The organism is Serratia sp. CY76391, from assembly GCF_052166695.1.
GTDB classification, from domain to species: domain Bacteria; phylum Pseudomonadota; class Gammaproteobacteria; order Enterobacterales; family Enterobacteriaceae; genus Serratia; species Serratia nematodiphila.
The window spans coordinates 79,863-101,481 of the sequence record NZ_JBJNOJ010000010.1 but is presented as its reverse complement, the minus strand read 5'-3'; the positions used below and the strand labels follow the sequence as shown (position 1 = coordinate 101,481).

At 62.2% G+C, this 21,619-nt stretch carries 24 protein-coding genes and 1 riboswitch; of the genes, 6 read left to right on the top strand and 18 right to left on the bottom strand.

The window, feature by feature from the left end:
* Positions 1-9: 9 nt before the first annotated feature.
* On the bottom strand, positions 10-273 hold the full coding sequence (locus tag ACJ8PN_RS18885) for a YtcA family lipoprotein (protein WP_004941494.1): 264 nt from the start codon (positions 271-273) through the stop codon (positions 10-12).
* A gap of 217 nt (positions 274-490) precedes the next feature.
* On the opposite strand from ACJ8PN_RS18885, the gene ACJ8PN_RS18880 reads away from it, so the two are divergent.
* The 4 genes from ACJ8PN_RS18880 (at position 491) to ACJ8PN_RS18865 (ending at position 3,463) form a co-directional block, all read left to right on the top strand.
* Positions 491-1,105 carry a TetR/AcrR family transcriptional regulator gene (locus ACJ8PN_RS18880; RefSeq protein ID WP_004941499.1) on the top strand — a complete coding sequence of 205 codons (615 nt, stop codon included), beginning with the start codon at positions 491-493 and terminating at the stop codon, positions 1,103-1,105.
* 91 nt (positions 1,106-1,196) lie between these two features.
* Positions 1,197-1,293: riboswitch (TPP riboswitch) on the top strand.
* 35 nt (positions 1,294-1,328) lie between these two features.
* Positions 1,329-2,120, top strand: coding sequence for a hydroxyethylthiazole kinase (gene thiM / locus ACJ8PN_RS18875; RefSeq protein ID WP_049278612.1), 792 nt, complete (start codon positions 1,329-1,331; stop codon positions 2,118-2,120).
* Positions 2,120-2,920 (top strand): bifunctional hydroxymethylpyrimidine kinase/phosphomethylpyrimidine kinase, encoded by an 801-nt coding sequence (gene thiD / locus ACJ8PN_RS18870; protein ID WP_048325239.1) that lies wholly within the window; start codon positions 2,120-2,122, stop codon positions 2,918-2,920. The genes thiM and thiD overlap by 1 nt, the downstream gene beginning before the upstream one ends.
* 84 nt (positions 2,921-3,004) lie before the next feature.
* Positions 3,005-3,463, top strand: coding sequence for an inhibitor of vertebrate lysozyme family protein (locus ACJ8PN_RS18865; RefSeq protein ID WP_021504441.1), 459 nt, complete (start codon positions 3,005-3,007; stop codon positions 3,461-3,463).
* Positions 3,464-3,502: 39 nt separating this feature from the next.
* Here ACJ8PN_RS18865 and gutQ read toward each other — a convergent pair whose 3' ends face one another.
* The 17 genes from gutQ to ACJ8PN_RS18780 form a co-directional block, all read right to left on the bottom strand.
* A complete protein-coding gene (gene gutQ, locus ACJ8PN_RS18860; RefSeq protein ID WP_164044799.1) occupies positions 3,503-4,474 on the bottom strand; it encodes an arabinose-5-phosphate isomerase GutQ in 972 nt (323 codons plus the stop codon).
* Positions 4,467-5,240 carry a glucitol operon DNA-binding transcriptional repressor SrlR gene (gene srlR, locus ACJ8PN_RS18855; RefSeq protein WP_099981706.1) on the bottom strand — a complete coding sequence of 258 codons (774 nt, stop codon included), beginning with the start codon at positions 5,238-5,240 and terminating at the stop codon, positions 4,467-4,469. The genes gutQ and srlR overlap by 8 nt, the downstream gene beginning before the upstream one ends.
* A gap of 83 nt (positions 5,241-5,323) precedes the next feature.
* A complete protein-coding gene (gene gutM, locus ACJ8PN_RS18850; protein WP_004941515.1) occupies positions 5,324-5,680 on the bottom strand; it encodes a transcriptional regulator GutM in 357 nt (118 codons plus the stop codon).
* Between the two features lie 47 nt (positions 5,681-5,727).
* A complete protein-coding gene (gene srlD / locus ACJ8PN_RS18845) occupies positions 5,728-6,507 on the bottom strand; it encodes a sorbitol-6-phosphate dehydrogenase (protein WP_015378751.1) in 780 nt (259 codons plus the stop codon).
* Between the two features lie 10 nt (positions 6,508-6,517).
* Positions 6,518-6,880 carry a PTS glucitol/sorbitol transporter subunit IIA gene (gene srlB / locus ACJ8PN_RS18840; RefSeq protein ID WP_004941520.1) on the bottom strand — a complete coding sequence of 121 codons (363 nt, stop codon included), beginning with the start codon at positions 6,878-6,880 and terminating at the stop codon, positions 6,518-6,520.
* A gap of 22 nt (positions 6,881-6,902) precedes the next feature.
* Entirely contained in the window at positions 6,903-7,883 is a 981-nt protein-coding gene (gene srlE / locus ACJ8PN_RS18835) for a PTS glucitol/sorbitol transporter subunit IIB (protein WP_171454543.1), read from the bottom strand.
* 15 nt (positions 7,884-7,898) lie between these two features.
* Positions 7,899-8,447, bottom strand: coding sequence for a PTS glucitol/sorbitol transporter subunit IIC (gene srlA / locus ACJ8PN_RS18830; protein ID WP_004941528.1), 549 nt, complete (start codon positions 8,445-8,447; stop codon positions 7,899-7,901).
* A 236-nt stretch (positions 8,448-8,683) separates the two neighbouring features.
* A complete protein-coding gene (gene fbaB / locus ACJ8PN_RS18825) occupies positions 8,684-9,733 on the bottom strand; it encodes a class I fructose-bisphosphate aldolase (RefSeq protein WP_015378749.1) in 1,050 nt (349 codons plus the stop codon).
* Positions 9,734-9,938: 205 nt separating this feature from the next.
* Complete coding sequence (locus tag ACJ8PN_RS18820) at positions 9,939-10,625, bottom strand: GntR family transcriptional regulator (RefSeq protein ID WP_004941533.1); 687 nt, start codon at positions 10,623-10,625, stop codon at positions 9,939-9,941.
* Between the two features lie 98 nt (positions 10,626-10,723).
* On the bottom strand, positions 10,724-12,055 hold the full coding sequence (locus ACJ8PN_RS18815) for an MFS transporter (RefSeq protein ID WP_048325252.1): 1,332 nt from the start codon (positions 12,053-12,055) through the stop codon (positions 10,724-10,726).
* Positions 12,036-13,541 carry a mannitol dehydrogenase family protein gene (locus ACJ8PN_RS18810; protein WP_442535152.1) on the bottom strand — a complete coding sequence of 502 codons (1,506 nt, stop codon included), beginning with the start codon at positions 13,539-13,541 and terminating at the stop codon, positions 12,036-12,038. Before ACJ8PN_RS18810 ends, ACJ8PN_RS18815 begins: the two co-directional genes overlap by 20 nt.
* 52 nt (positions 13,542-13,593) lie before the next feature.
* A complete protein-coding gene (locus ACJ8PN_RS18805) occupies positions 13,594-14,883 on the bottom strand; it encodes an MFS transporter (protein ID WP_442535151.1) in 1,290 nt (429 codons plus the stop codon).
* A 90-nt stretch (positions 14,884-14,973) separates the two neighbouring features.
* Positions 14,974-15,990: a Zn-dependent oxidoreductase gene (locus ACJ8PN_RS18800; protein WP_171455097.1), complete on the bottom strand. Its 1,017-nt coding sequence runs from the start codon at positions 15,988-15,990 to the stop codon at positions 14,974-14,976.
* Positions 15,991-15,995: 5 nt separating this feature from the next.
* The gene (gene manD / locus ACJ8PN_RS18795; RefSeq protein WP_015378743.1) at positions 15,996-17,210 is read right to left on the bottom strand and encodes a D-mannonate dehydratase ManD; all 1,215 of its coding nucleotides are present in this window, start codon (positions 17,208-17,210) and stop codon (positions 15,996-15,998) included.
* A gap of 168 nt (positions 17,211-17,378) precedes the next feature.
* Positions 17,379-18,284: a lipid kinase YegS gene (gene yegS, locus ACJ8PN_RS18790; protein WP_016926701.1), complete on the bottom strand. Its 906-nt coding sequence runs from the start codon at positions 18,282-18,284 to the stop codon at positions 17,379-17,381.
* Between the two features lie 467 nt (positions 18,285-18,751).
* Positions 18,752-20,104: a prephenate-dependent tRNA uridine(34) hydroxylase TrhP gene (trhP, locus tag ACJ8PN_RS18785; RefSeq protein ID WP_442535150.1), complete on the bottom strand. Its 1,353-nt coding sequence runs from the start codon at positions 20,102-20,104 to the stop codon at positions 18,752-18,754.
* Between the two features lie 178 nt (positions 20,105-20,282).
* On the bottom strand, positions 20,283-20,621 hold the full coding sequence (locus ACJ8PN_RS18780; protein ID WP_171454540.1) for a YegP family protein: 339 nt from the start codon (positions 20,619-20,621) through the stop codon (positions 20,283-20,285).
* A 338-nt stretch (positions 20,622-20,959) separates the two neighbouring features.
* Between ACJ8PN_RS18780 and ACJ8PN_RS18775 the strand changes: the two genes are divergently transcribed.
* Together ACJ8PN_RS18775 and ACJ8PN_RS18770 are read left to right on the top strand one after the other, a co-directional pair.
* Positions 20,960-21,223, top strand: coding sequence for an antitoxin (locus ACJ8PN_RS18775; RefSeq protein WP_004941563.1), 264 nt, complete (start codon positions 20,960-20,962; stop codon positions 21,221-21,223).
* A gap of 3 nt (positions 21,224-21,226) precedes the next feature.
* Positions 21,227-21,616, top strand: coding sequence for a type II toxin-antitoxin system VapC family toxin (locus ACJ8PN_RS18770; RefSeq protein ID WP_021504433.1), 390 nt, complete (start codon positions 21,227-21,229; stop codon positions 21,614-21,616).
* The last annotated feature ends 3 nt before the right edge of the window (positions 21,617-21,619 follow it).

The following is a 21,619-nucleotide window of genomic DNA, read 5'->3' as shown; positions in this document are numbered from 1 at the left end:
GCGTCAGTCTCAGTGGGGGAAAACCAGTAACCAGGTCAGCATGGCGATCAGCGCGGTCAGCGCCGGATACGTCAGCAGCTGCGGCGCCAGCCAGGCGCGTTTTTCCGGGGTGCGCAGCAGCAGGTGGATCGCCACCATGCCCGCCACGCCGCCGCACAGGCAAAACAGCCAGTCGGGGAACGAAGCGCCGAACACCACCATGGACGGTGCCGGTGAGCACCCGGTGAGCAGCAGTGCGGTCAGGCAGGTGATAAGCAGTTTTTTGTCGGGCATAGGGCGTTCTCTGGCGATTGGCTTGGTCGACGGGCCGAATGGAATGACTCTTTTTCAGTGAGTGAGGTCACTGTTTGTCTTCCCCACGCTTGCGCAAGGAGAAACTAGAATAAATACTCTACTCTAAACTAGAGGAGTTAATCTAGTTTTTTGTGTCACCCTGCCTTCGCGGCGGCAAATGGGTATAATGCGTTGATGACAGCGGGCAGAAACGAATATGCAAATCGACGAACACATCACCGGGCGAGAGCCGCAGCAGGAAAGAGGGCGGCAACGCGTACAAACCATTCTGGATTCGGCGGCGGCGATCGTGGCGCAGGACGGGCTGGCGGCGCTCAGCATGCAGCGGCTCGCCAAGCACGCCAAAACCTCCATCGGCTCGATGTATCACTTTTTCCCCGATCGCCACGCGGTGATCAAGGCGCTGGCGGATCGGCACACCGAATCGATCGAGGCGCTGGTGCGCGACATGGCGTTGGCCAGCGACGACGAGTGGCGGCGCCTCTCCGCTGAAGAGGTGATCCAGCGGCTGTTTTCACCCTATGCGCAGTACCTGCGCGAGCACGCCGACTACCTGCCGGTGATGCGGGAAATGAACCTGCCGGATGAAAAGTCCAGCTTCCTGGCGCTGATCGCCCGAGTGCTGCAGCTGCGCCGCCCCGAGACCGCCGAAGCGGAGATCCTGCAGCAAACCCGGCTGTTGCAAAGCCTGGTGGCCGGCACCTTGCACCACATCTTCAAAACGGCGCCGCAGAACGTGGCGTTCACCCTGGCGGAGCTGCCCGGCGTGCTGAGCCTGTATCTGGCGGGAAAAGAGGGAAGCATCGCTTAGGCGCGAGCCAATTTAATCGCTTGTTTGTCCGCGCCGCCACTGGCATGATCCCCTGCAGGGATTAACGCAGCGTTGATCACAACCTATTGATTTTCATGACTCGGGGTGCCCTTCTGCGTGAAGGCTGAGAAATACCCGTATTACCTGATCTGGATAATGCCAGCGTAGGGAAGTCACGGCCGCCCAGCCGGCGCCGCCTTCTTGAACGCCGGTTGGGAGGAATATGATCGCTCGACCTGATGCACTACCCGGCGCTCGCGCCGCGGCCTGCCTGACTCAATTCCAACAGCGGCCTCCGCTGATCCACTGCCTGACCAATGAAGTGGTGCAATCGCTGACTGCCAACGTGCTGCTGGCGCTCGGCGCCTCCCCGGCGATGGTGGTGGAGCCGCAAGAGGCGGCGCAGTTCAGCGCGCTGGCCGACGGCCTGCTGATCAACGTCGGTACCCTCAATGCGCTGCGCGCCGAATCGATGCGGGCGGCGGTGGCCGCCGCCAATCAGGCCGGCAAGCCCTGGACGCTGGATCCGGTGGCGGTCGGCGCGCTCTCCTACCGTACCGCCTTCGCCAAACAGCTGCTGGACGAAAAACCGGCGGCGATACGCGGCAACGCCTCGGAAATCATGGCGCTCAGCGGGTTGCTGGCCAGCGGCCGCGGCGTGGACAGCGGCGACGATTCCTTGGCGGCATTGCCGGCCGCGCGTGAGCTGGCGCAGCGCAGCGGCGCGGTGGTGGCGGTCACCGGCGCGGTGGATTACGTCACCGACGGCCAACGCGACTGGGCGATCGAAGGCGGCTCCCCGCTGATGACGCGGGTGGTGGGCACCGGCTGCGCGCTGTCGGCGGTGGCGGCGGCGTTTTGCGCCCTGCCGGGCGATCGCCTGGACAACGTGGCGACCGCCTGTCGGGTGATGTCTCACTGCGGCGGCCTCGCGGCCAGGCAGGCCGCCGGGCCGGGCAGCTTTACGCCGGCGTTCCTCGACGCTCTGTATCAACTGCGCGGGGAGGATCTGTGATGAAACGCATTAACGCGCTGACCATCGCCGGCACCGATCCCAGCGGTGGCGCCGGTATTCAGGCCGATTTGAAGGCCTTCTCGGCGCTCGGCGCTTACGGCACTTCGGTGATCACCGCGCTGGTGGCGCAGAATACCCGCGGCGTGCAGTCGGTGTATTACATCGATCCGGCGTTCGTTGCCGCGCAGCTGGACTCGGTGTTCAGCGACGTGCGCATCGACAGCGTCAAGATCGGCATGCTGGCCAACGCCGACATCGTGCAGGCGGTGGCCGAACGCCTGCGCCATTACCGGCCGGAATTCGTGGTGCTGGATACCGTGATGCTGGCGAAAAGCGGCGATCCGTTGCTGGCGCCGGAGGCGGTAGAGTCTATCCGGCGCGAGCTGTTGCCGCTGGTGTCGATCATTACGCCGAACCTGCCGGAAGCGGCGGCGCTGCTGGCGTGCGCGCCGGCGGAAGATGAAGCGCAGATGCGTGAGCAGGGGCGGGCGCTGCTGGCGATGGGCTGCCGGGCGGTGCTGATGAAGGGCGGCCACCTGAGCGAAAGCGAGAGCCCGGACTGGCTGTTTACCGCCGAAGGCGAGCAGCGCTTTACCGCGCCGCGCGTCGCCACCCGCCATACCCACGGCACCGGCTGCACGCTCTCGGCCGCGCTGGCGGCGCTGCGCCCGCGCCATGCCGACTGGGCGGCCACGGTGGCCGCCGCCAAGGACTACCTGCAACAAGCGCTGCAACAGGCAGATACGCTGGAAGTGGGGCACGGCATCGGGCCGGTGCATCATTTTCACGCCTGGTGGTGAGTCAACTTTTTGCCGCAACCGTGGTCTGACTGGTTCAGGCCCGGTTTTATGGGCGAAACTTGATTTAACCTAGGGAGAAGGACTATGACGGGACACCAGGCGCTGCGTTGCGCCCTCTTCGGCGCACTGCTTAGCTTCAGTGCGGGCAGCTTTGCCCAGCAGATCGTCACCACGTCGGATTTGATTCAGCAGCCGGGGTATCAGGCCAGCTGGCAAAACATGGTCAAAGGCCAGGCGCGGATGCCGGGCTGGGCGCGCAAGGGCGTCGGTACCTCTACGCCGGCGCAGAATCTGAACTGGAAAGGCAAAGAGTATCTGGTCGGCAACCTGTGCAAACCGCACGACTGCGGCAACAACTTTTTGATCGTGGCGTTCAGCGCGGATAAATCCCAGGCCTGGGGCGTGCGGGTGGAGGTGGAAGATCGGCCGGAAGCCGTCGATCATCCGAAGAAATATGCTAAGTACCAGTGGCTCGGTAAGCCGGATGAAGACATGAAGGCGCTGCTGAAGCAGCAGTTCGAGAACAATCCCGACTGGAAATAATCTGACCGGGGGCGCCGGTGCCGGCGCCCCCGGCATTGATCAGCCGATGCCGGCCTGATGCAGATCGTGCAGGTTGAGCGCCCCCACCAGCACGCCGTCCATGTTGACCACCGGGGCCGCGCTGATGTGCTGTTCGTGCAGCGCTTCCAGCGCCTCGCCGGCGCGCCACTGCTCCGGCAGCCGATAGCCGGGGCGGGTGATCGCCGGGCTGAGCGGATCCTGCAGGCTGTTGCCCTTCACCAGCCAGCGGCGCAGGTCGCCGTCGGTAAATACGCCCACCACACGCTGCTGCGCGTCGCAGACCGCCACCAACCCCAGCCCGGTGCGGCTCAGTTCCAGCATCGCCTCCATCACGTTGGCGCTTTCGCTCACGCGCGGCAGGCGCTCGCCGGTGCGCATCAGGTGATGCACGCGGTTCAGCAGGCGCGCGCCCAGGCTGCCGCCCGGGTGCGAGCGGGCGAAGTCTTCCGCGTTGAAACCGCGCTGGCGCATCAGTGCCATCGCCAGGGCGTCGCCCATCATCAGGGTGTTGACCGCGCTGGAGGTCGGCGCCAGCCCCATCGGGCAGGCTTCGCGCTCAACGCCGATATCCAGCACGCAGGCAGCGGCCAGCGCCAGCGGCGACTCTTTGCCGCCGGTGATGGCGATCACCGGAATGCCGTTCTCCGCCAGCAGCGGCAGGATCAGATCCAGTTCTTTGGCGCGGCCGGAATAGGAGATGAACACCACCACGTCGTCGGCGCCGATCATGCCGAGATCGCCGTGCAGCGCCTCCGCCGGATGCACGAAGAACGACGGCGTGCCGGTGCTGGCCAGCGACGCGGCGATCTTCTTGCCGATATGGCCGGACTTGCCGATGCCGGAAATCACCGCTTTGCCGCGGCAGTTCAGCAGCAGCTCGCAGGCGCAGACGAAGTTGTCATCCAGGCGCGCCAGCAGGCGCTGCGCTTCGGTCAGCTCGATCTCCAGCGTTTCGCGGGCGAAGGCGAGCAGGGCGTTGGCGTTACTCATCGGGGTCTCCTACCAGAATAATATTGATGCCTTTCGCCTGCAGGGCGGCGAGGTAATCGGGGTTGATGTCTCGGTCGGTGATCAGCGTATCGACGGCGCTGAGCTCGCACACCACGTTCGGGCTCTTGCGGCCGAATTTCGAGGAGTCTACCAATAAAATAATGCGGCTGGCGGCTTCGCACATCGCCTTGCTGACGTTGTGCACTTCGTTGAAGGTGGTGACGCCGGCGTTGAGATCGACGCCGTCCGCGCCGATAAACAGCTTGTCGAAGCTGAACTGCTGAAACGCCGATTCCGCTAGGCTGCCGTGGAACGAGGCCGATTTTTTGCGGTAGGTGCCGCCGGGCATCAGGATGGTCTGATCGTTGTCCAGCTCCACCAGCGCGTTGACGATGGTCAGGCTGTTGGTCATCACCGTGATGTTGTTGAACTGTGCCAGGTGCGGCACCATCTGCAGCACCGTGCTGCCGGCGTCGAAGATCAGCGAGTCGCCGTCGGCGATCAGCGCCACGGCGGCGCTGGCGATCTGGCGTTTTTTCTCGGTGTTGATATGGGTTTTGCGGTCGATCGGCTGATCGCCGTCGTCGCGGCTGAGCACCACGCCGCCGTAGGTGCGGATCACCTCGCCTTCTTCTTCCAGCAGGGTGAGATCCTTGCGGATGGTGGTGCCGGTGGTGGAGAAATGCTCGGCCAGGGCGTCCACTGCCGTTTTGCCATGCCGCTGCAGATATTCAAGGATAGCGGCCTGCCGCTGCTTTGGTTTCATCGCGATTCCCGTTCACAAGAGTTGAGCATTTCCCCTCGCTGAATAATTCACTATGAAAGGTAATGTCTTTTAATGTGAAAATATCACGATTTGGGTTCAATCGCTAACGATAGTGCAGACTGGCATGCGCGATCCTCGGGGAAGATCACATCCGGGCGCAAATCCCGCTGATGCAAACCGTGCAAATGAGGCAGCGGGCGGGGCCGGGCGAAGACGGTCAGGCCGCGCAGCAACAGGCTGCCGCACACCCGCCGATCGGCGTCGAAGGCCAGCGCCAGCACCACCCGCGGGCGGAAACGGCCGCCGGAACGGCCGACGCCCACGGCGCCCAGCCGGCATAAACCGTCGAAGGCGCGGTTGAAACGTTGCAGTTGCCACCAGCCGAAGGCGATTTGCAGCAGCCAGGCCAGCAGCGCGAAGGCGATCAAAGCTTGTGTCATGGGGGTTCTCCTTACGCCCCCTTCCGTGGAAGGGGGCGCCGGTGGCGTCAGAACATCACCTGGCCGCCGGTGATGTTGATCGATTGGCCGGTGCAGTAAGAAGCCTTATCGCTGGCGTAGAACAGCAGGGTGTTCAGCACATCCTGGTAGTCGCAGCCGCGCTTCAGCGGCACCTTGTCGATGTAGTACTGTTCCACCTGATCCGGCGCGATGCCCAGTTTTTGCGCGTACTGCGGCAGCAGCGACTGGAACATCGGCGACTTCAGCAGGTTGCCGAGCATCAGCGAATGCACGGTGATGCCGTACTCCGCCAGATCGAGCGCCAGCGACTGCGTCAGCCCCACGCCGCCGAACTTGGCGGCGCTGTAGCCGGAGTTGTGCTTGCTGCCGACCTTGCCGGACTTGGAGTTGATCTGGATGATGCGCCCGGCGATGCCGTCGCGGATCATCAGGCGCGAGAACTCGCGGGCGCAGAGGAAATAGCCCACCAGGTTCACCTGCAGCGAGCGGTCGAAGTCCCCCAGCGGGAAATCGGTAATCGGCGCCGCCTTGGCGATGCCGGCGCTGTACACCAGCAGATTGGCCTGGCCAAACGCCCGGTCAACCGCCGCCGCCAGCGCGATCACGCTCTGCTCGTCGGTGGCGTCGGCCTGAAAACCGCAGGCGCTGCCTGTGCCGTACTCTTCGTTGATCTGCTGTGCCACCAGACTGGCGTTGTCGGCGTTCAGATCGGCCACCGCCACCCGATAACCGGCCTGCGCCAGCCCGTGGCTCAAAAAGGCACCTAACGTTTGGCCGCCGCCAATCACTACAGCTACTTCAGACATGGTCTACTCCTTATGCGATAAATGACAGCGTGCTGCCCAACGGGATATCGGTCGGCGTCGGGCCGGATACGTGGATCGAGCCGGGAAATTCGGCTTCGGCTTCGCCGTCGAAGCGCACGGTGATATGGCCCAGCTCGCGCAGATTCTGCGTGGCGACGCTGCCGACGGCGGTGATGGCGTAGCGCTGCTGCGCCAGTTCCATCACGCCGCCGACCTGCAGCTCGCCGGCGGTTGCGCCGTGGCGGTGGATGAAGCAGAACTCTTCGATATCCGCCGGGGCGCCTTCACGGAAGGTGATCAGCATGTTGTCCAGCAACGCGTCGCGGGCGCAGCCGCCGATCTGCGTGATGGTGGTGTGAAAAATGGTGTGCATAAACGTCTCCCTGGGGATCACATTATTGATAAATGAAGGCCGAGGTGGCCCAGGCGATCAGAACCGTCGGCGCGCCGGTCAGGAAGCGGCCGACCAGCACTGAAGGTACTCCGACCCGTACGGTGTCCTGTTTGGCTTCCGCCAGCGACAGGCCGACCGGAATAAAGTCGCAGGCGGCCTGCGCGTTGATGGCGAACAGCGCGGGCAGCGCCAGCTGCGGCGGAATATGGCCAAGGCCGATCTGCACCCCGACCAGCACGCCGATCACCTGGGCGATGACCGCGCCGGGGCCGAGGAACGGCGACAGCAGCGGGAATGAACAGATCAGCGCCAGCGTCACCAGGCCGATCGGGCTGTTGGCCAGCGGCGTCAGGCCGTGAGCGATAAAGTCCCCGAGGCCGGAGGCCATGATGATGCCGATCAAGGCCGAGACGAACGCCATAAACGGCAGGATGGTCTTCAGCACGGTGTCGATGGTGTCGCGCCCGGCCTGGAAAAATACCGCCACCACCGATCCCATGCCCATGCCGACCTTCGCCAGCAGCCCGTCGCTTTGCTCGGTGATCTTTTTGCTGGTGTCGTAGTCGCGCGCCTTGGGCGGCGCTGCATCGACGGCGGCGGGTTGGCTATCTGCCGCTTCGATTCGGCTGATGTTGTGGTCGCGCACGCCGGAGACATAGATGTCTTCGAGGATAAACTGCGCCAGCGGGCCGGACTGGCCGGTGGCGTGGATGTTGACCGTCGGAATGCGGCGTTTCGGGTACAGGCCGCAGCGCAGGGTGCCGCCGCAGTCGATCACCGCCACGCCGATCTCTTCCGCCGGCGGCTCGCCCTCTTTGAAACCGTCGACGGCCGGCCAGCCGGTCAATTCGCTGAGGCGATCGACAATGGAAGGCCGGGTGCCGGCGGTGATGTACACCACTTTTTTGCCGGGTTCGATCGGCAGTTCCAAAGGGCCGCCCCAGCCGCTGGCGCCTTTTTCAATACGGATATAAGCACTCATGCTGCACTCCACGAATTAAAGTTGCACCTGGCGATCCAGACGGATGCCCATCTTGCGTTCGAACAGGCTGGTGGTCAGATCGGTGACCCAGCCGCGGAAGAAGTTGGTGAACAGCCCCACCAGGAAATAGCTCACCGCCAGCGGGCCGAGCGGCAGGCCGAGGGTGGTCAGGCCGCTGGCGATGCCGAGGTAAACGAACAGCTCGCCGGGGTTGATGTGTGGAAACAGGCCGTTCATCGAGTGGCAGCTGTAGGAGGCCGCCGCGTAGTAGCTCGGCTTGTATTTCTCCGGCATGAAGCGCCCCAGGCTGAGGGTCATCGGGTTGCAGAAGACAAAGGTGCCGATCAGCGGCAGCAGCAGATAACGCGAAACGGGGTTGCCCGCGCAGCGCTGCGCCAATCGTTCGATACGTTCCTGGCCAACAAATTTGATCAGCGCGTTCATGATAACCAACAGGCTGATCAACAAAGGCAAAATGCCGGTCACCATGCCGACAAACACTTCACCGCCTTTCTGAAACAGGCCGATAAACCACTCGGCGCCGTGGGTGATTAGCTCAATCATTATGTTCTCCTGTAATGGACTGTTATGGCCTGGAGCGAACGGCGGCTCTATCGCCATGGGCCTTACAGTAGTCACTTTGTTGGGCTATTTGTTTTAAATATATCACAATTTGAAAGATAAATATTTTATTTTGAAAGTTTAAAGTGAAAGAAAGAGAAGGTTGGCGGCGTAGGATTTAGGGGAACGAGCACAAAAAAGCCCGGCGAACCGGGCTTTGGGACAGGCGGTCCGTCACATCAGGCGATGGTGACCTTCTTGTCCAGATAGGCATCTTGCACGGCGTTGATCAGCGCCACGCCGTCTTTCATCGATTTCTTGAAGGCTTTACGCCCCAGGATCAGGCCCATGCCGCCGGCGCGTTTGTTGATCACCGCGGTGCGCACCGATTCCTGCAGATCGTTCTCACCGGCGGCGCCGCCGGAGTTGATCAGCCCGGCGCGGCCCATGTAGCAGTTGGCCAGCTGGTAGCGCACCAGATCGATCGGGTGATCGGTGGTCAGCTTGGTGTAGACGCGGTCGTCGGTATAGCCGAATTTCACCGCGCGGTAGCCGCCGTTGTTTTCCGCCATTTTCTGTTTGACGATGTCGGCGCCGATGGTGGCGGCGATGTGGTTGGCCTGGCCGGTCAGATCGGCGCTGGAGTGGTAGTCCACGCCGTCTTTGTTGAACGCCGGGTTGCGCAGATAGGCCCACAGCACGGTGACCATCCCCAGCTCATGCGCGCGCTCGAAGGCGATCGAGATCTCTTCGATCTGGCGGCGCGACTGCTCTGAACCAAAGTAAATGGTGGCGCCGACCGCCACTGCCCCCATGTTGAACGCCTGCTCGACGCTGGCGTACAGGGTCTGGTCGTACTGGGTCGGGTAGCTCAGCGTTTCGTTGTGGTTGAGTTTGACCAGGAACGGAATTTTATGCGCATAGCGGCGCGATACCGACGCCAGCACGCCGTAGGTGGAGGCGACGCAGTTACAGCCGGCTTCAATCGCCAGCTCGACGATGTTCTTCGGATCGAAATACAGCGGGTTGGCGGCGAACGAGGCGGCGGCGGAGTGCTCGATGCCTTGGTCGACCGGCAGGATAGACAGATAACCGGTGCCGCCCAGGCGGCCGTGGTTGAACAGGGTTTGCATCGAACGCAGCACGCTGTTGGGGCGGTTGTTATCGATCATTACGCGGTCGACGAAGTCGGCGCCCGGCAGGTAGAGATTCTCGGCGGGGATAGTGGTACAGCGGTGTTGCAGCAGATCTTCCGCTTCCTTTCCTAGCAACTGCACAATATCAGTCATGATTCACTCCCGATTAAGCTTCTTCATACACCGGCAATGCAAGGGTTTTTGACCACCGGCGCAGTAAAAAGCGGTGATTGAAGCTGTAAAGCGATGCTACCGAACTTGCTCCGGCAAGGACAAACAATAGATGCGATTGAGAGGAAATGCCATTTGCGTGGCCAAATACGCGGGGGCGATCGCCCCCGGCGCGCTAAGCGATTGATTATTCGATCTCGAACCACGCGGTATTCTGTTGGGCGATCGGGGTGATGGAGTAGATCATCTCCTGCAGATGATCGTGGATGGCGCGCTCCGCCGCCTCGGCATCGCGCGCTTTCAGCGCTTCGTAGATGCGGTAGTGCTGCTTGATCAGGCTCTCCGGCGGCGAGACTTCGCTCAGGCTGAGGAAACGCACCCGATCCATGGTGGCCTTGATGGTTTCGATGGTCTCCCACGCCAGCGGGCAGTCGGCAAACTGGGTCAGCAGCTGGTGGAACTCGTCGTCCAGCGCCAAAAATTCGCGCGTTTGCCCGTTTTGCGCCGCCAGTTCTTGACGGTGCAGGTTATGCTCCAGCGTCATCAGCTGCGCCGGAGTGGCGCGCTCGGCCGCGCGGCGCACGATGGCGCATTCCACCGCCTGACGGATAAAGCGCCCGTCGGCCACGCGCTTGGCGGAAATCTTCATCACGAAGGTGCCACGCTGCGGCAGGATCTGCACCAGGCCGGCCTCCGCCAGCTTGATGAAGGCTTCGCGCACCGGCTGGCGCGAAACGCAAAAGCGGGTGGAGATCTCTTTCTCGGACAGCAGGGTGCCGGGGGGGATGGTGCAGTCGACGATATCTTTGCGCAGGAAGCGATAGATCTGCTGGTTGACCGGGACGTTGTTGGTGAGACTGTACGTTTCAGACATGGTGACAATCAGGCATCTGGCTGGAATTCGAATGCCACCATACTAGCAGATTATTGGTTGAGGGCGGGGGGATAAATCCACCCGCCAGGCAGGGGAACTCAGTGATGCCAATCCTGATATTCCTGCTTGCGCCGCTCTGGCGCGGTTTCCGGCATCAGGCTCAGGCCGAGGGCCGACACCACGCCCAGCACCATCATGTAACCGGCCAGCCCGTAGTAATGGCCGCCGGTCACCTGCAGGATCTTCACTGCCAGCAGCCCGAGAATGCCGCTGCCGATCAGCGAGCCGATCTGCCAGATCAGCGCGATGCCGCTGCAGCGCACGCGGGTGGGGAACAGCTCCGGGAAGTAGGAGGCCTGCGGCGCGTAGCACATGCTGTGGCCGAAGGTCAGCACCACGATCATGGCGATCTGCGTCACCCAGAAATTATCGAGGTTGATCGCCATAAAGAACGGCACGATGCACACCACCTGCAGCAGCGCGCCGGCGATGTAAACCGGTTTGCGCCCCAGCCGATCGGAGAGGCGGCCCATCAGCGGAATGGCGAAAATCTCCAGCAGCACCGCCACGATCATCGCCTCCAGCAAAATGCTTTCGTTGAGGTGGTTGGCCTTACCGTAGGCCAGCACGATCACGGTGAACATGGCGAAGGCGCAGGCTTCGATCAGCTTGGCGCACACCCCTTTGGCGATAAGGCCGGGATAGCGGCGAGCCACTTCCACCACCGGCCGGCTCTCCACCGCTTTGGTGGCGCGGATCTGGGTAAACACCGGCGACTCGTCGATCTTCAGGCGAATAAACAGCCCGACCAGCACCAGCAGCAGGCTGAGCAGGAACGGAATGCGCCAGCCCCAGTCCAGCATCTGCGCCGGCGACAGCACGGCGGTCAGCAGCGCGAACAGCCCGGACGGCAGCAGGAAACCGGCCGGTGCGCCGATCTGCACCCAGCTGGCGTAGAAACCACGCCGCGGCGGCGGCGCGTATTCGGCGGTCATCAGCACCGCGCCGGCCTGTTCGCCGCCGACGCCGAAGCCCTGCAGCACGCGGATAAAGATCAGCGCGATCGGCGCCCAGATGCCGATCTGCTCATAGGTAGGCAGCAGGCCGATGCAAAAGGTGCCGAGGCCGACGATCAGGATGGTGATCACCAGCGCCTTCTTGCGGCCGACTTTGTCGCCGATATGGCCGAACACGATGCCGCCCAGCGGGCGCGCCAGGAAACCGACCGCGTAGGTGGCGAAGGCCGCCAGCGTGCTGATCAGCGGATCGGCGCTGGGGAAAAACAGCTGGCCGAAGAACAGCACCGCAGCGGTGCCGTAGGCGAAGAAATCATAGTATTCGGCGGCGGTGCCGATGGCCGACGCGCTGGCGACGCGCCGCAGCAGCGGTTGATTGCCGGTATTGACGGCGTTATGCGTGGTGACGGTCATCGGAAACCTCCCGGTCGGTAAGCGGCAGAGCGGCGACGGCGGCTTTGGCCCCCAGGCTCAGCAGTTGGTGATAAGCGTGGCTGACGGCGTGGACGAAGTCAGGCGAATCGGGCAGATCGCGGCCGAAGACGCTGTCGAGTTGCAGCAGCGCCAGGACGCGGGGCCGGCCTTCCTCGCTGCCGGCGACCAACGCGGCGAGGCGCTCGCGCAGCGGATCGCTGATGGCGATCGGCTCGCTTTGTTCATCACGGCCGCCGACGAAGCGCATCCAGCCAGCGACGCCCAGCGCCAGGCAGTCGAAGCGGCTGCCGCGCGCCAGATGCCAGCGGATCGCGTCCAGCAGCCGTTGCGGCAGCTTCTGCGTGCCGTCCATGGCGATCTGCGCGGTACGGTGTTTCAACGCGCGGTTGCGGTAACGCTGCAGCAGCGAGTCGGCATACTGCGCCAAATCGACGTTCGGCACCTGCAGGGTCGGCGCCTGTTCCGCCAGCATCAGGTGACGGGCGGCGCGGACAAAATCCGCATCCTGCATGCAGTCGCCGATGTGCTGATAACCGGCCAGGTAGCCGAGGTAGGCGAGAAACGAGTGGCTGCCGTTCAGCATGCGCAGCTTCATCTCCTCGTACGGCAGCACGTCGCTCACCAGTTCGGCGCCGACCTTGTCCCAGGCCGGGCGCCCCTGGGGAAATCGGTCCTCAATGACCCACTGGCTGAACGGCTCGCAGGCCACGCCGACCTCATCTTCGACGCCGCCCAGCCAGGTGCGCAGTTGCCGGCGAGTCTCCGGCGTTACCGCCGGCACGATGCGATCCACCATGGTGGAAGGGAAGGCGACCTCTTGACGCACCCAGTCGGCCAGCGCCGGATCCTGCCGCTGCGCCAGTTCGACCAGCACCTGGCGCGTGACCCGGCCGTTGGCCGGCATGTTATCGCAGGACATCACGGCGAACGGCGGCAGCCCGCGTTCACGGCGCAGGCGCAGCGCCGCCAGCAGCAGCCCCGGCGCCGACTGCGGCTGTGCCGGCTGGGCGATATCATGCGCGATCGCCGGGTGTTCCGCCATCAGCCGGCCGCTGGCGGGGTGGTGGCAATAGCCCTTTTCGCTGATGGTCAGCGAGACGATGGCGATCTCGGGCTGCGTCAGGGCCGCCAGCACCGCCGCCAGTCCGTCGGTTTGCAGGTGCAGCGCCTGGCGCACCACGCCGATGACCCGGCCCCGCCAGCCGTCGTCGTCCATCTCCGCCACCGAGAACAGCAGGTCTTGTTGCCGTAGATCGGCGATCTTTTGCCGGCCGTGCTGCATGCTGATTTCGCAGTAGCCCCAGTCACTGCCGTGCTCGCTGGCCAGCCTGTCGGCGTATATCGCCTGGTGCGCGCGGTGAAACGCGCCGAAGCCGATATGCGCCATGCGCGGTTTCACGCGCTCACGTGCGTAGCCGGGCCGGATAACGGCGGCCGGCAGCGCGCTGTGGGCGGAAAGTCTCATGTTCAATGTCCCTGGAGAGGTAAGCAAAGGGGCGAAGCCGCCCCGTCTGGCGTTAGGGTTTTAAGATTTGCACGCCCGCCGTTGCGCGCGGCGCCTTGATCACCAGCAGCACCAGCAGCGCGCCCAGCGCGGCGACGCCGCCCGCCAGCATAAAGGCGCTGTCGAATTTGCCGGTGTTCTGCACGATGTAGCCGGTGGCGATCGGCCCGATGATGCCGGAGACGCTGCCGATCAAATGAATGAACCCGCTGGCGCCGCCGACCCGGGATTTATGCACCACGTCCTGGATGATCGCCCAGTAGAGAGCGCCGGTAATGTAGAGGAAGAAGATCGACACTGACATCAGCATCACCGCCGGCACCACGCTGCTGACGGTGCCCGCCAACGCCACGCACACCGCCGCCGCCAGCATGCTGGTGACCAGCACGATCTTGCGCGACAGCAGCAATTTGCCGGTGATGTTGAAGATCTTGTCGGAAATATAGCCGCCGAGCGCCAGCCCGACGAAGCCGACGATCCACGGGATCATCGTGGTCAGGCTCATCTCTTTGATGTTCAGGTTGTGCGCCTGCACCAGATACGAGGGGAACCAGCTCAGGAAGAAGAACAGGATGTAGTTGTAGCAGAAGAAGGCGAAGGCGGTGACCAGAATGATCGGCTGCTTCAGGTAGTAACCCAGCCCGTGCGGGGCGTCGCTCAAGGCGCTTTCCTCGCCGAGATTTTCCTGTTTCAACCGTGCGATCAGCGCCCGTTCTTCGTTGCTGACGCGTTGGCTTTTCGCCGGGTTATCCGCCACCACGAAGAACCACACCAGCATCCAGACGATGCCGATAGCGCAGATGATCATAAACGCCGGCCGCCAGCCGAACGCCAGAGCCAGATAGCCGACGATCGGCCCGGCCACCGCGCCGCCCAACGGCGAACCGGCGCTGAGCAGGCCCACGGCGGTCGCCGCCTGTTTCTTCGGGAACCAGCCGTTGATCATCTTGTTGGCCGAGGCGCAGATCGGCCCTTCGGCCATGCCGAACAGAACGCGCAGGATCAGCATTGAGTAAAAACCGGTGGCGATCGCCGTCATGCCGCAGAAGATGGACCACAGGCCGACCGCCACGCCCAGCACCAGTGTCGGGCCGAAGCGGTCGACCGCCAGCCCGCCGACGAAGTTGAAAATGGCGTAGCCGAAGAAGAAGCTGCCGAAGATCAGACCGAACTGTTCGGCGTTCAGCATCAGATCCTGTTCGATCATCGGCACGGTGATCGACAGCGCCACGCGGTCGAGGTAGTTGATCATGTAGACCATGAACAGCAGGAACACGATGGTCCAACGCAGGTTTTTAAACATAAAGCGCTCCACTGGGTGTCGTTTTAATCGTGATGCTTCGTTGTTTGCACGGGCGGCGGGCGCCGCCCATGCCCCGATGCCGCCTTGGCGTTACTCGAACTGCAGCAGCACCTTGCAGCAGGTGCGCTGATCCCGCTCGAACATCTGCATCGCCCGTTCGACGTCGTCGGCGGGTACGCAGTGGGTGAGCAGCCGCTGCGGGTCTAGCTTGCCGTCCGCCATCCAGGCGATCACCTGCGGAAAGCGCGCGCTGTTCAGGCGCGAGGAGAAGATCGACAGCTCCTTGCTGGTGATGCTCTGCTGGGTCAGGGTGCAGGCGTCGCCGGAAAAGCCCATGATGCCGATACGTGCCGCCGGCGAAGCCAGCGCGATCGCCTCCGGTAAAATGGCGGGGTGGCAGGCGGCATCGACGATCAGCGTCGGCTGAACGCCGCGCTGCTGCAGCGCCTGCGGCAATGCGGCCTCGGCGTTGTTGAATGTTTGGTCGGCGCCGTTGGCGCGCGCCATCTCCAGCCGCTCGGCGATGCGATCGACGACCCACACCTGCCTGACGCCGTACACCCCTTTCAGCGTCTGGATCACCGTGAGACCCATCGGCCCGGCGCCGTAGATCAGCGCGATGTCGTCGGGGCGCGGTTGCAGATGGGCGGTAATATTGGCGGCGATGCTGAAGGGCTCGATCATCGCGGCGTGGCGATCGCTGATGGCCGGCGGAACCGGATAGGCGTTGCGCGCCGGCACGCAGGCATAGTCGCTGAAGCCGCCGTCGCGGTGCACGCCGAGCACCTGCAGCGAGGTGCAGACGTTGGGGCGGCCGACCGAACAGGGATAGCAGTGGCCGCAGCTCACCACCGGGTCTACCGAGACGCGTTCGCCGAGGCGCGCCGGATCGACGCCTTCGCCCAGCGCATCGATCAGGCCGAAGAACTCGTGGCCGATCACCCGCGGATAGCGGGCGAACGGGTTATGGCCGTGATAGATATGGATGTCGGAGCCGCAGATGCCGGCGAATTTCACCTTGACCCGCACCTCGCCGGCCGCCGGCTGCGGCAGCGCGCGCGTCTGCAGCGCCAGGCGCCCGGGCTGTTCGATCACGACGCTGCGCATGGTGTTTACCAGTTCCATAAGGTGCCATCCTCCAGACGCGCGACCGGCAGGTAGGCCGGTTCATAGGGGTAACGGGCCGCCAGCTTCTCATCAAACTCGATGCCGATGCCCGGCTTGTCGCCCGGATGCATATAGCCGTCGTCGAACGTCCAGCTGTGCGGGAACACCTCGAGCATTTGCTCGGAATAGCCCATGTATTCCTGCACGCCGAAGTTCGGCACCCACAGATCGAAGTGCAGCGCCGCCGCCATGCAGATCGGCGACAGATCGGAAGGGCCGTGTGAACCGGTGCGCACCTGATACAGCGAGGCGAAGTCGGCGATGCGCCGCATGCCGGTAATGCCGCCCGCGTGCGTCAGGGTGGTGCGGATGTAGTCGATCAGCTGTTCTTCGATCAGCTGTTTGCAGTCCCAGATGCTGTTGAACACCTCGCCGACGGCGATCGGCGTGACGGTATGCTGGCGGATCAGGCGGAAACAGGCCTGATTTTCCGCCGGCGTCGGATCTTCCATCCAGAACAGGCGATACGGTTCGGCGCTTTTACCGAAGCGCGCCGCTTCAATTGGCGTCAGGCGGTGGTGCATGTCGTGCAGCAGGTGCTCGTTGAAACCGAACTTGTTGCGCACCGCGTCGAACAGTTTGGGGGTGAAGTCGAGGTATTTTTCCGTCGACCACAGCTGCTCTTCCGGCCAGTCGCCCTTGGTGGCCGGCTCATAAGCCTGGCCTTTGCCCTTGGCCATGCCGTAGGTGGTTTTCATGCCCGGCACGCCGCATTGAACGCGGATCGCCTTGAAGCCTTGCTCTTTATGTTTGGCGTAGTCGTCGAGCACTTCGTCGATCGAGTGGCCAGTGGTATGGCAATACACCATCACTCCCGAGCGCGAGGCACCGCCCAACAGCTGATACAGCGGCATGTTGGCGGCCTTGGCCTTGATGTCCCACAGTGCCATGTCGACGGCGGAAATGGCGGACATGGTCACCGGGCCGCGCCGCCAGTAAGCGCCTTTGTAGAAGAATTGCCAGAGGTCTTCGATCCGCTGCGCGTCGCGGCCGATCAACTGCGGGCAGAGGTGATCTTTCAGGTAAGAGGCCACCGGCAATTCGCGCCCGTTCAGCGTGGCGTCACCGAGGCCGATGATGCCGTCATCGGTGGTGATTTTCAGCGTGACAAAGTTGCGCCCCGGGCAGGTGACGAACACCTCGGCGTTGACGATTTTCATAACCTTCACATCCTGTAGCTGCGGAGAGATAGCGCGAAAATACGCCATGAACTAACTACCATACAAGTATGAATTGATGAATTTGCCGGAGAGGATCACATTTGATCGTGCGCGGAAGCGGGTGAACAGAGGGGAAGAAGCGGGGCGCAGCGGCTGCGCCCGGCAAGGTCAGCCCAGCAGGGCGCAGTTAGGCGGCAGGCGGCATTCGATGGCCTGCGGCAACACTTCGATGCGGAAATGGCGGCCTTTGAGCGGTTCGCCGTCGAGGTTGAAAGTCATCTCATGCGGCGCGTCGATCTCGAGCCACGGCAGCGCCGCGCTGAGGATGCTGTTGCTCTCTTCGTCGTTGAACAGGGCGGCGACCAGCGCCGGCAGCAGTTCATCGGCGATCAGCAGGCGCAGCTGCAGCAGGCCGTCGTTGATCAGCGCGCTGGGGCACAGTTCCTGGCCGCCGCCGGCCTGTTTGCCGTTGCCGATGCCGATCACCAGCGCCTCGCCGGCCCAGCGAAAGTCCGGCCCGCGGATTTCACAGCGGTCGGCCTGCAGCGTATCCATGCGCAGCAGGCCATGCACAAAGTAGGACACGCCGCCCAGCGCCGCTTTCAGCTTCTCCGGCGTTTCGGTGGTGATGCGGGTGCCGAAGCCGCCGGTGGCCATGTTGATGAAATAGCGCTCGCCGTTGACCTTCGCCAGATCGATCGGCACTGAACGGCCCTTGATCGCCAGCTGCAGCGCCAGTTCGGGGGACGGAGGGATATTGCACGCCATGGCGAAGTCGTTGGCGGTGCCGAGCGGCAGGATGCCCAGCGCCGGCCGGTTGTGCGCCGGCAGCTGCACCAGCGCGGCGGCCACTTCGTTGATGGTGCCGTCACCGCCGCCGGCGACGACGGTGCCGACGCCGAGCTGCGCGGCTTCCGCGACATAGCGCGCGGCATCGCCGTGCTCCCAGGTGACGCGCACGTGCAACGTTATCTGTTCTTCGCGCAGCCGGTTGACCGCCTGACGCAGCTCTTCGTTACCGGCGCCTTTGCCGTTGATGATAAGCAGGGCGGACGCATGTGAGTGTTGAGGCATTGCCGATATCCTCCGGCGGAAAACCAAGAATGCCTCAAGATAAACCAGCTGCCGCCACCAGGCCATCAGAATATTCAGCTAATTTCGGTTATTTGCCGGCACTCAGTGAATATGAAGCAATGCGAATTTATCTGAATTTTACGCAGAAATAAGCGAAGTGTTAAAGAAGCGAGGATTAATCGCTGTAGTGTTATTTATATATCGAAGCGGCGTGATTATTATTATTAAAACGGATAATGGGAATAAGTTATGGAAATAGGCGTGGTGGAAAAAAATAGGCGCGCCCATAAAGAAAAAGCCAGCCCAAGGGAGATTGGGCCGGCTAAGGAGGTGGTTCCTAGTATTGCTATGCAAATATTTTCGTTGTTCGTTTTAAGCAGCGTGATAGTAACCAAGCTGCGCGCACATTGATGTGATCCAATTCTAATATTTGCTAAAAATCACCGCCGAATGACGGCGATTCATTTTTATGCCCCGGCGCTATTTTCTTCCGCCAAATTGCGGATCAGCAACGCATAATTGAGATCGATATCCTGCGGGATCGGCAAATAAACGATATGGCCGTTGCCCGGCGCCACCTCAATCGATTCACCTTTCTTATTTTGCATGCTCTCGAGGGTGAACACCACGTTGCCGCCCGGCGTCATCATTTCAACGCTGTCGCCGAGCGCGAACTTATTCTTCACGTCGACTTCCGCCCAGCCATCACGGCGCACGCCGGTGAATTCGCCGACGAACTGCTGGCGCTCGGAGAGCGAGGAGCCGTAGTCGTAATTCTGCTGCGCTTCGTGCACGTGGCGGCGCAGGAAGCCTTCGGTATAGCCGCGGTGCGCCAGGCCTTCCAGCGTGGTGAGCAGGGCCGGATCGAACGGTTTGCCGGCGGCTGCGTCGTCGATGGCGCGGCGATAGACCTGAGCGGTGCGGGCGCAGTAGTAGAAGGACTTGGTGCGCCCTTCGATCTTCAGCGAATGCACGCCGAGCTGCGTCAGACGCTCCACGTGCTGGATGGCGCGCAGATCCTTGGAGTTCATGATATAGGTGCCGTGTTCGTCCTCGAAGGCGCTCATATATTCGCCTGGCTTTTGCGCTTCAGACAGCATGAACACCTTGTCGGTCGGCGCGCCGATGCCCAGCGTCGGCTCGACGGTTTGCACCGGGATCGGTTCGTGCAGGTGCACGATATTGCCGGTGTCGTCCTCTTTGCCTTCCTCCGCTTTGTACTGCCAGCGGCAGGCATTGGTGCAGGTGCCCTGATTGGGGTCGCGCTTGTTGATGTAGCCGGACAGCAGGCAGCGGCCGGAGTAGGCCATGCACAGCGCGCCGTGGACGAAGATCTCCAGCTCCATGTCCGGCACTTCGGCGCGGATCTCGGCGATCTCTTCCAGCGACAGTTCACGCGACAGGATCACGCGGGTCAGGCCCATTTGCTTCCAGAACTTCACCGTCGCCCAGTTAACGGCGTTGGCCTGCACCGACAGGTGGATGTCCATCTGCGGGAAGGCTTCGCGCACCATCATGATAAGGCCGGGATCGGACATGATCAGCGCATCCGGGCCCATATCGATAACCGGCTTCAGATCGCGCAGGAAGGTTTTCAACTTGGCGTTGTGCGGGGCGATGTTCACCACTACGTAGAACTTTTTGCCCAGCGCATGCGCTTCGTTGATGCCCTGCGCCAGATTCTCGTGGTTGAACTCGTTGTTGCGCACCCGCAGGCTGTAGCGCGGCTGGCCGGCGTAAACCGCATCGGCGCCGTAGGCGAAGGCGTAACGCATATTTTTCAGCGTGCCGGCCGGGGAGAGAAGTTCCGGTGTAAACATAGTGTGTCTCGGTCTGATTTCAGGTCAGCACCACGCCACCTGATGGCGCAGTAAAAGCGGGGGATTGTAGCCGCAGCGCGGCAAGAAATCAGCAGTTAACCGGATTTATTCAAGGGAGATTGATCCCGGTCAAACGGAAAACGCGCGGTGGCGGCCACCGCGCGGGCGAAACGGGGGATCAGGCGCTCAAATCGCGGATATCGGTGGCCGGGCCGTTTTTTATCACCGACTGGATACCGTTTTTGGCCGCGCTTTCGGAGCTGTACATTTCGCTGACGCCGATCACCTGATGGTTCTTGGCCTTCAGCACAAAGTAGGGCTGATTGCTGGCGCTGTGCTTCAGTTCGTATTGCGCTTCGTGCGGTGAATTGGTCTGCACCGAGGCGATGCCGTTCTCCGCCGAGGCTTTGCTGGCATACATCTCGCTGGCCAGAATGATCTCGCCGTTACTGGCTTTCAGGTTGAAGTGGTACTGTCCGTTCTTTGCTTTTTTCAGCTCGTAATGACCGATTGCCATGGTTCTTCTCCTGTAGGTTCCGATTCGTGATGTAAGTGTAGCCAATCGCTTGAAAATCGGCGGCTAAACCTCACAGCAGCTTAGTTGAAAAAATGCGCAGTTTTTTTGCGCCGGCGCGGAGTTTTCGCCCGAGAAGCACAGCGCCGCACGGGAAGCTAAGGGAGAAGGCGGCGATTGCGCAGTGCGCCGCATAACGAGGGGAACAGGGTGTCACCCCGTGAGATTGTGCGTTACTGTTTGGCCGTTTCGTCAATGTGGATGAAAAATGAGCGATACATCTTGGCATCGACACGCCACAGGCATATGCTTTGGCCTATGCCTGCTGTGGAGGTGTCGAGATGGAAAGGATCGCAAAGCTGTTTAAAAACGGCAGAAATCAGGCGGTGAGGTTACCGGTGGAATTTGAATTTGATACGGATCGTGTCTATATCCGTCGCGATCGGGAGGGCAACGTGATTTTATCCAAATATCCGGCAAAGCCGGACAGCTGGGCACCGCTGCTGAGCATTATCGCCCAAACGCCGGTGCCGCAAGAGTTTCTTGGCGCGGAAGATCGTCAGCAAGGGGTTGCAGACCGCGATCCCTTCTCAGAGGAAGAGTAGGCGATGTACATGTTTGATACCAACACCGTCAGCCACTTGTTTCGGCAGCATCCGCAGGTGCTTAACGTTATGGAAAAGCTTCCGCCTTCTGCCGTATGTATTTCCAGCGTCACGGAGGCGGAACTGCGTTACGGTGTGGCTAAACGGCGGAACAAGGCGTTGCAAAGCATGGTCGAGGCCTTTCTTGCTGCGGTGACGGTCTATGCATGGGATAGCGAGGCCGCCCGCTGCTACGGTGAAATGCGGGCAAACATGGAGAGAAAGGGCAAAATCATGGGCGCGATGGATCAACTGATCGCCGCTCACGCGCAGAGCCGTGGCGCGACGCTGGTGACCAACGATCGCGCATTCGCCATGGTGCCCGGATTGGCAGTTGAAGACTGGACGCGCTGATTT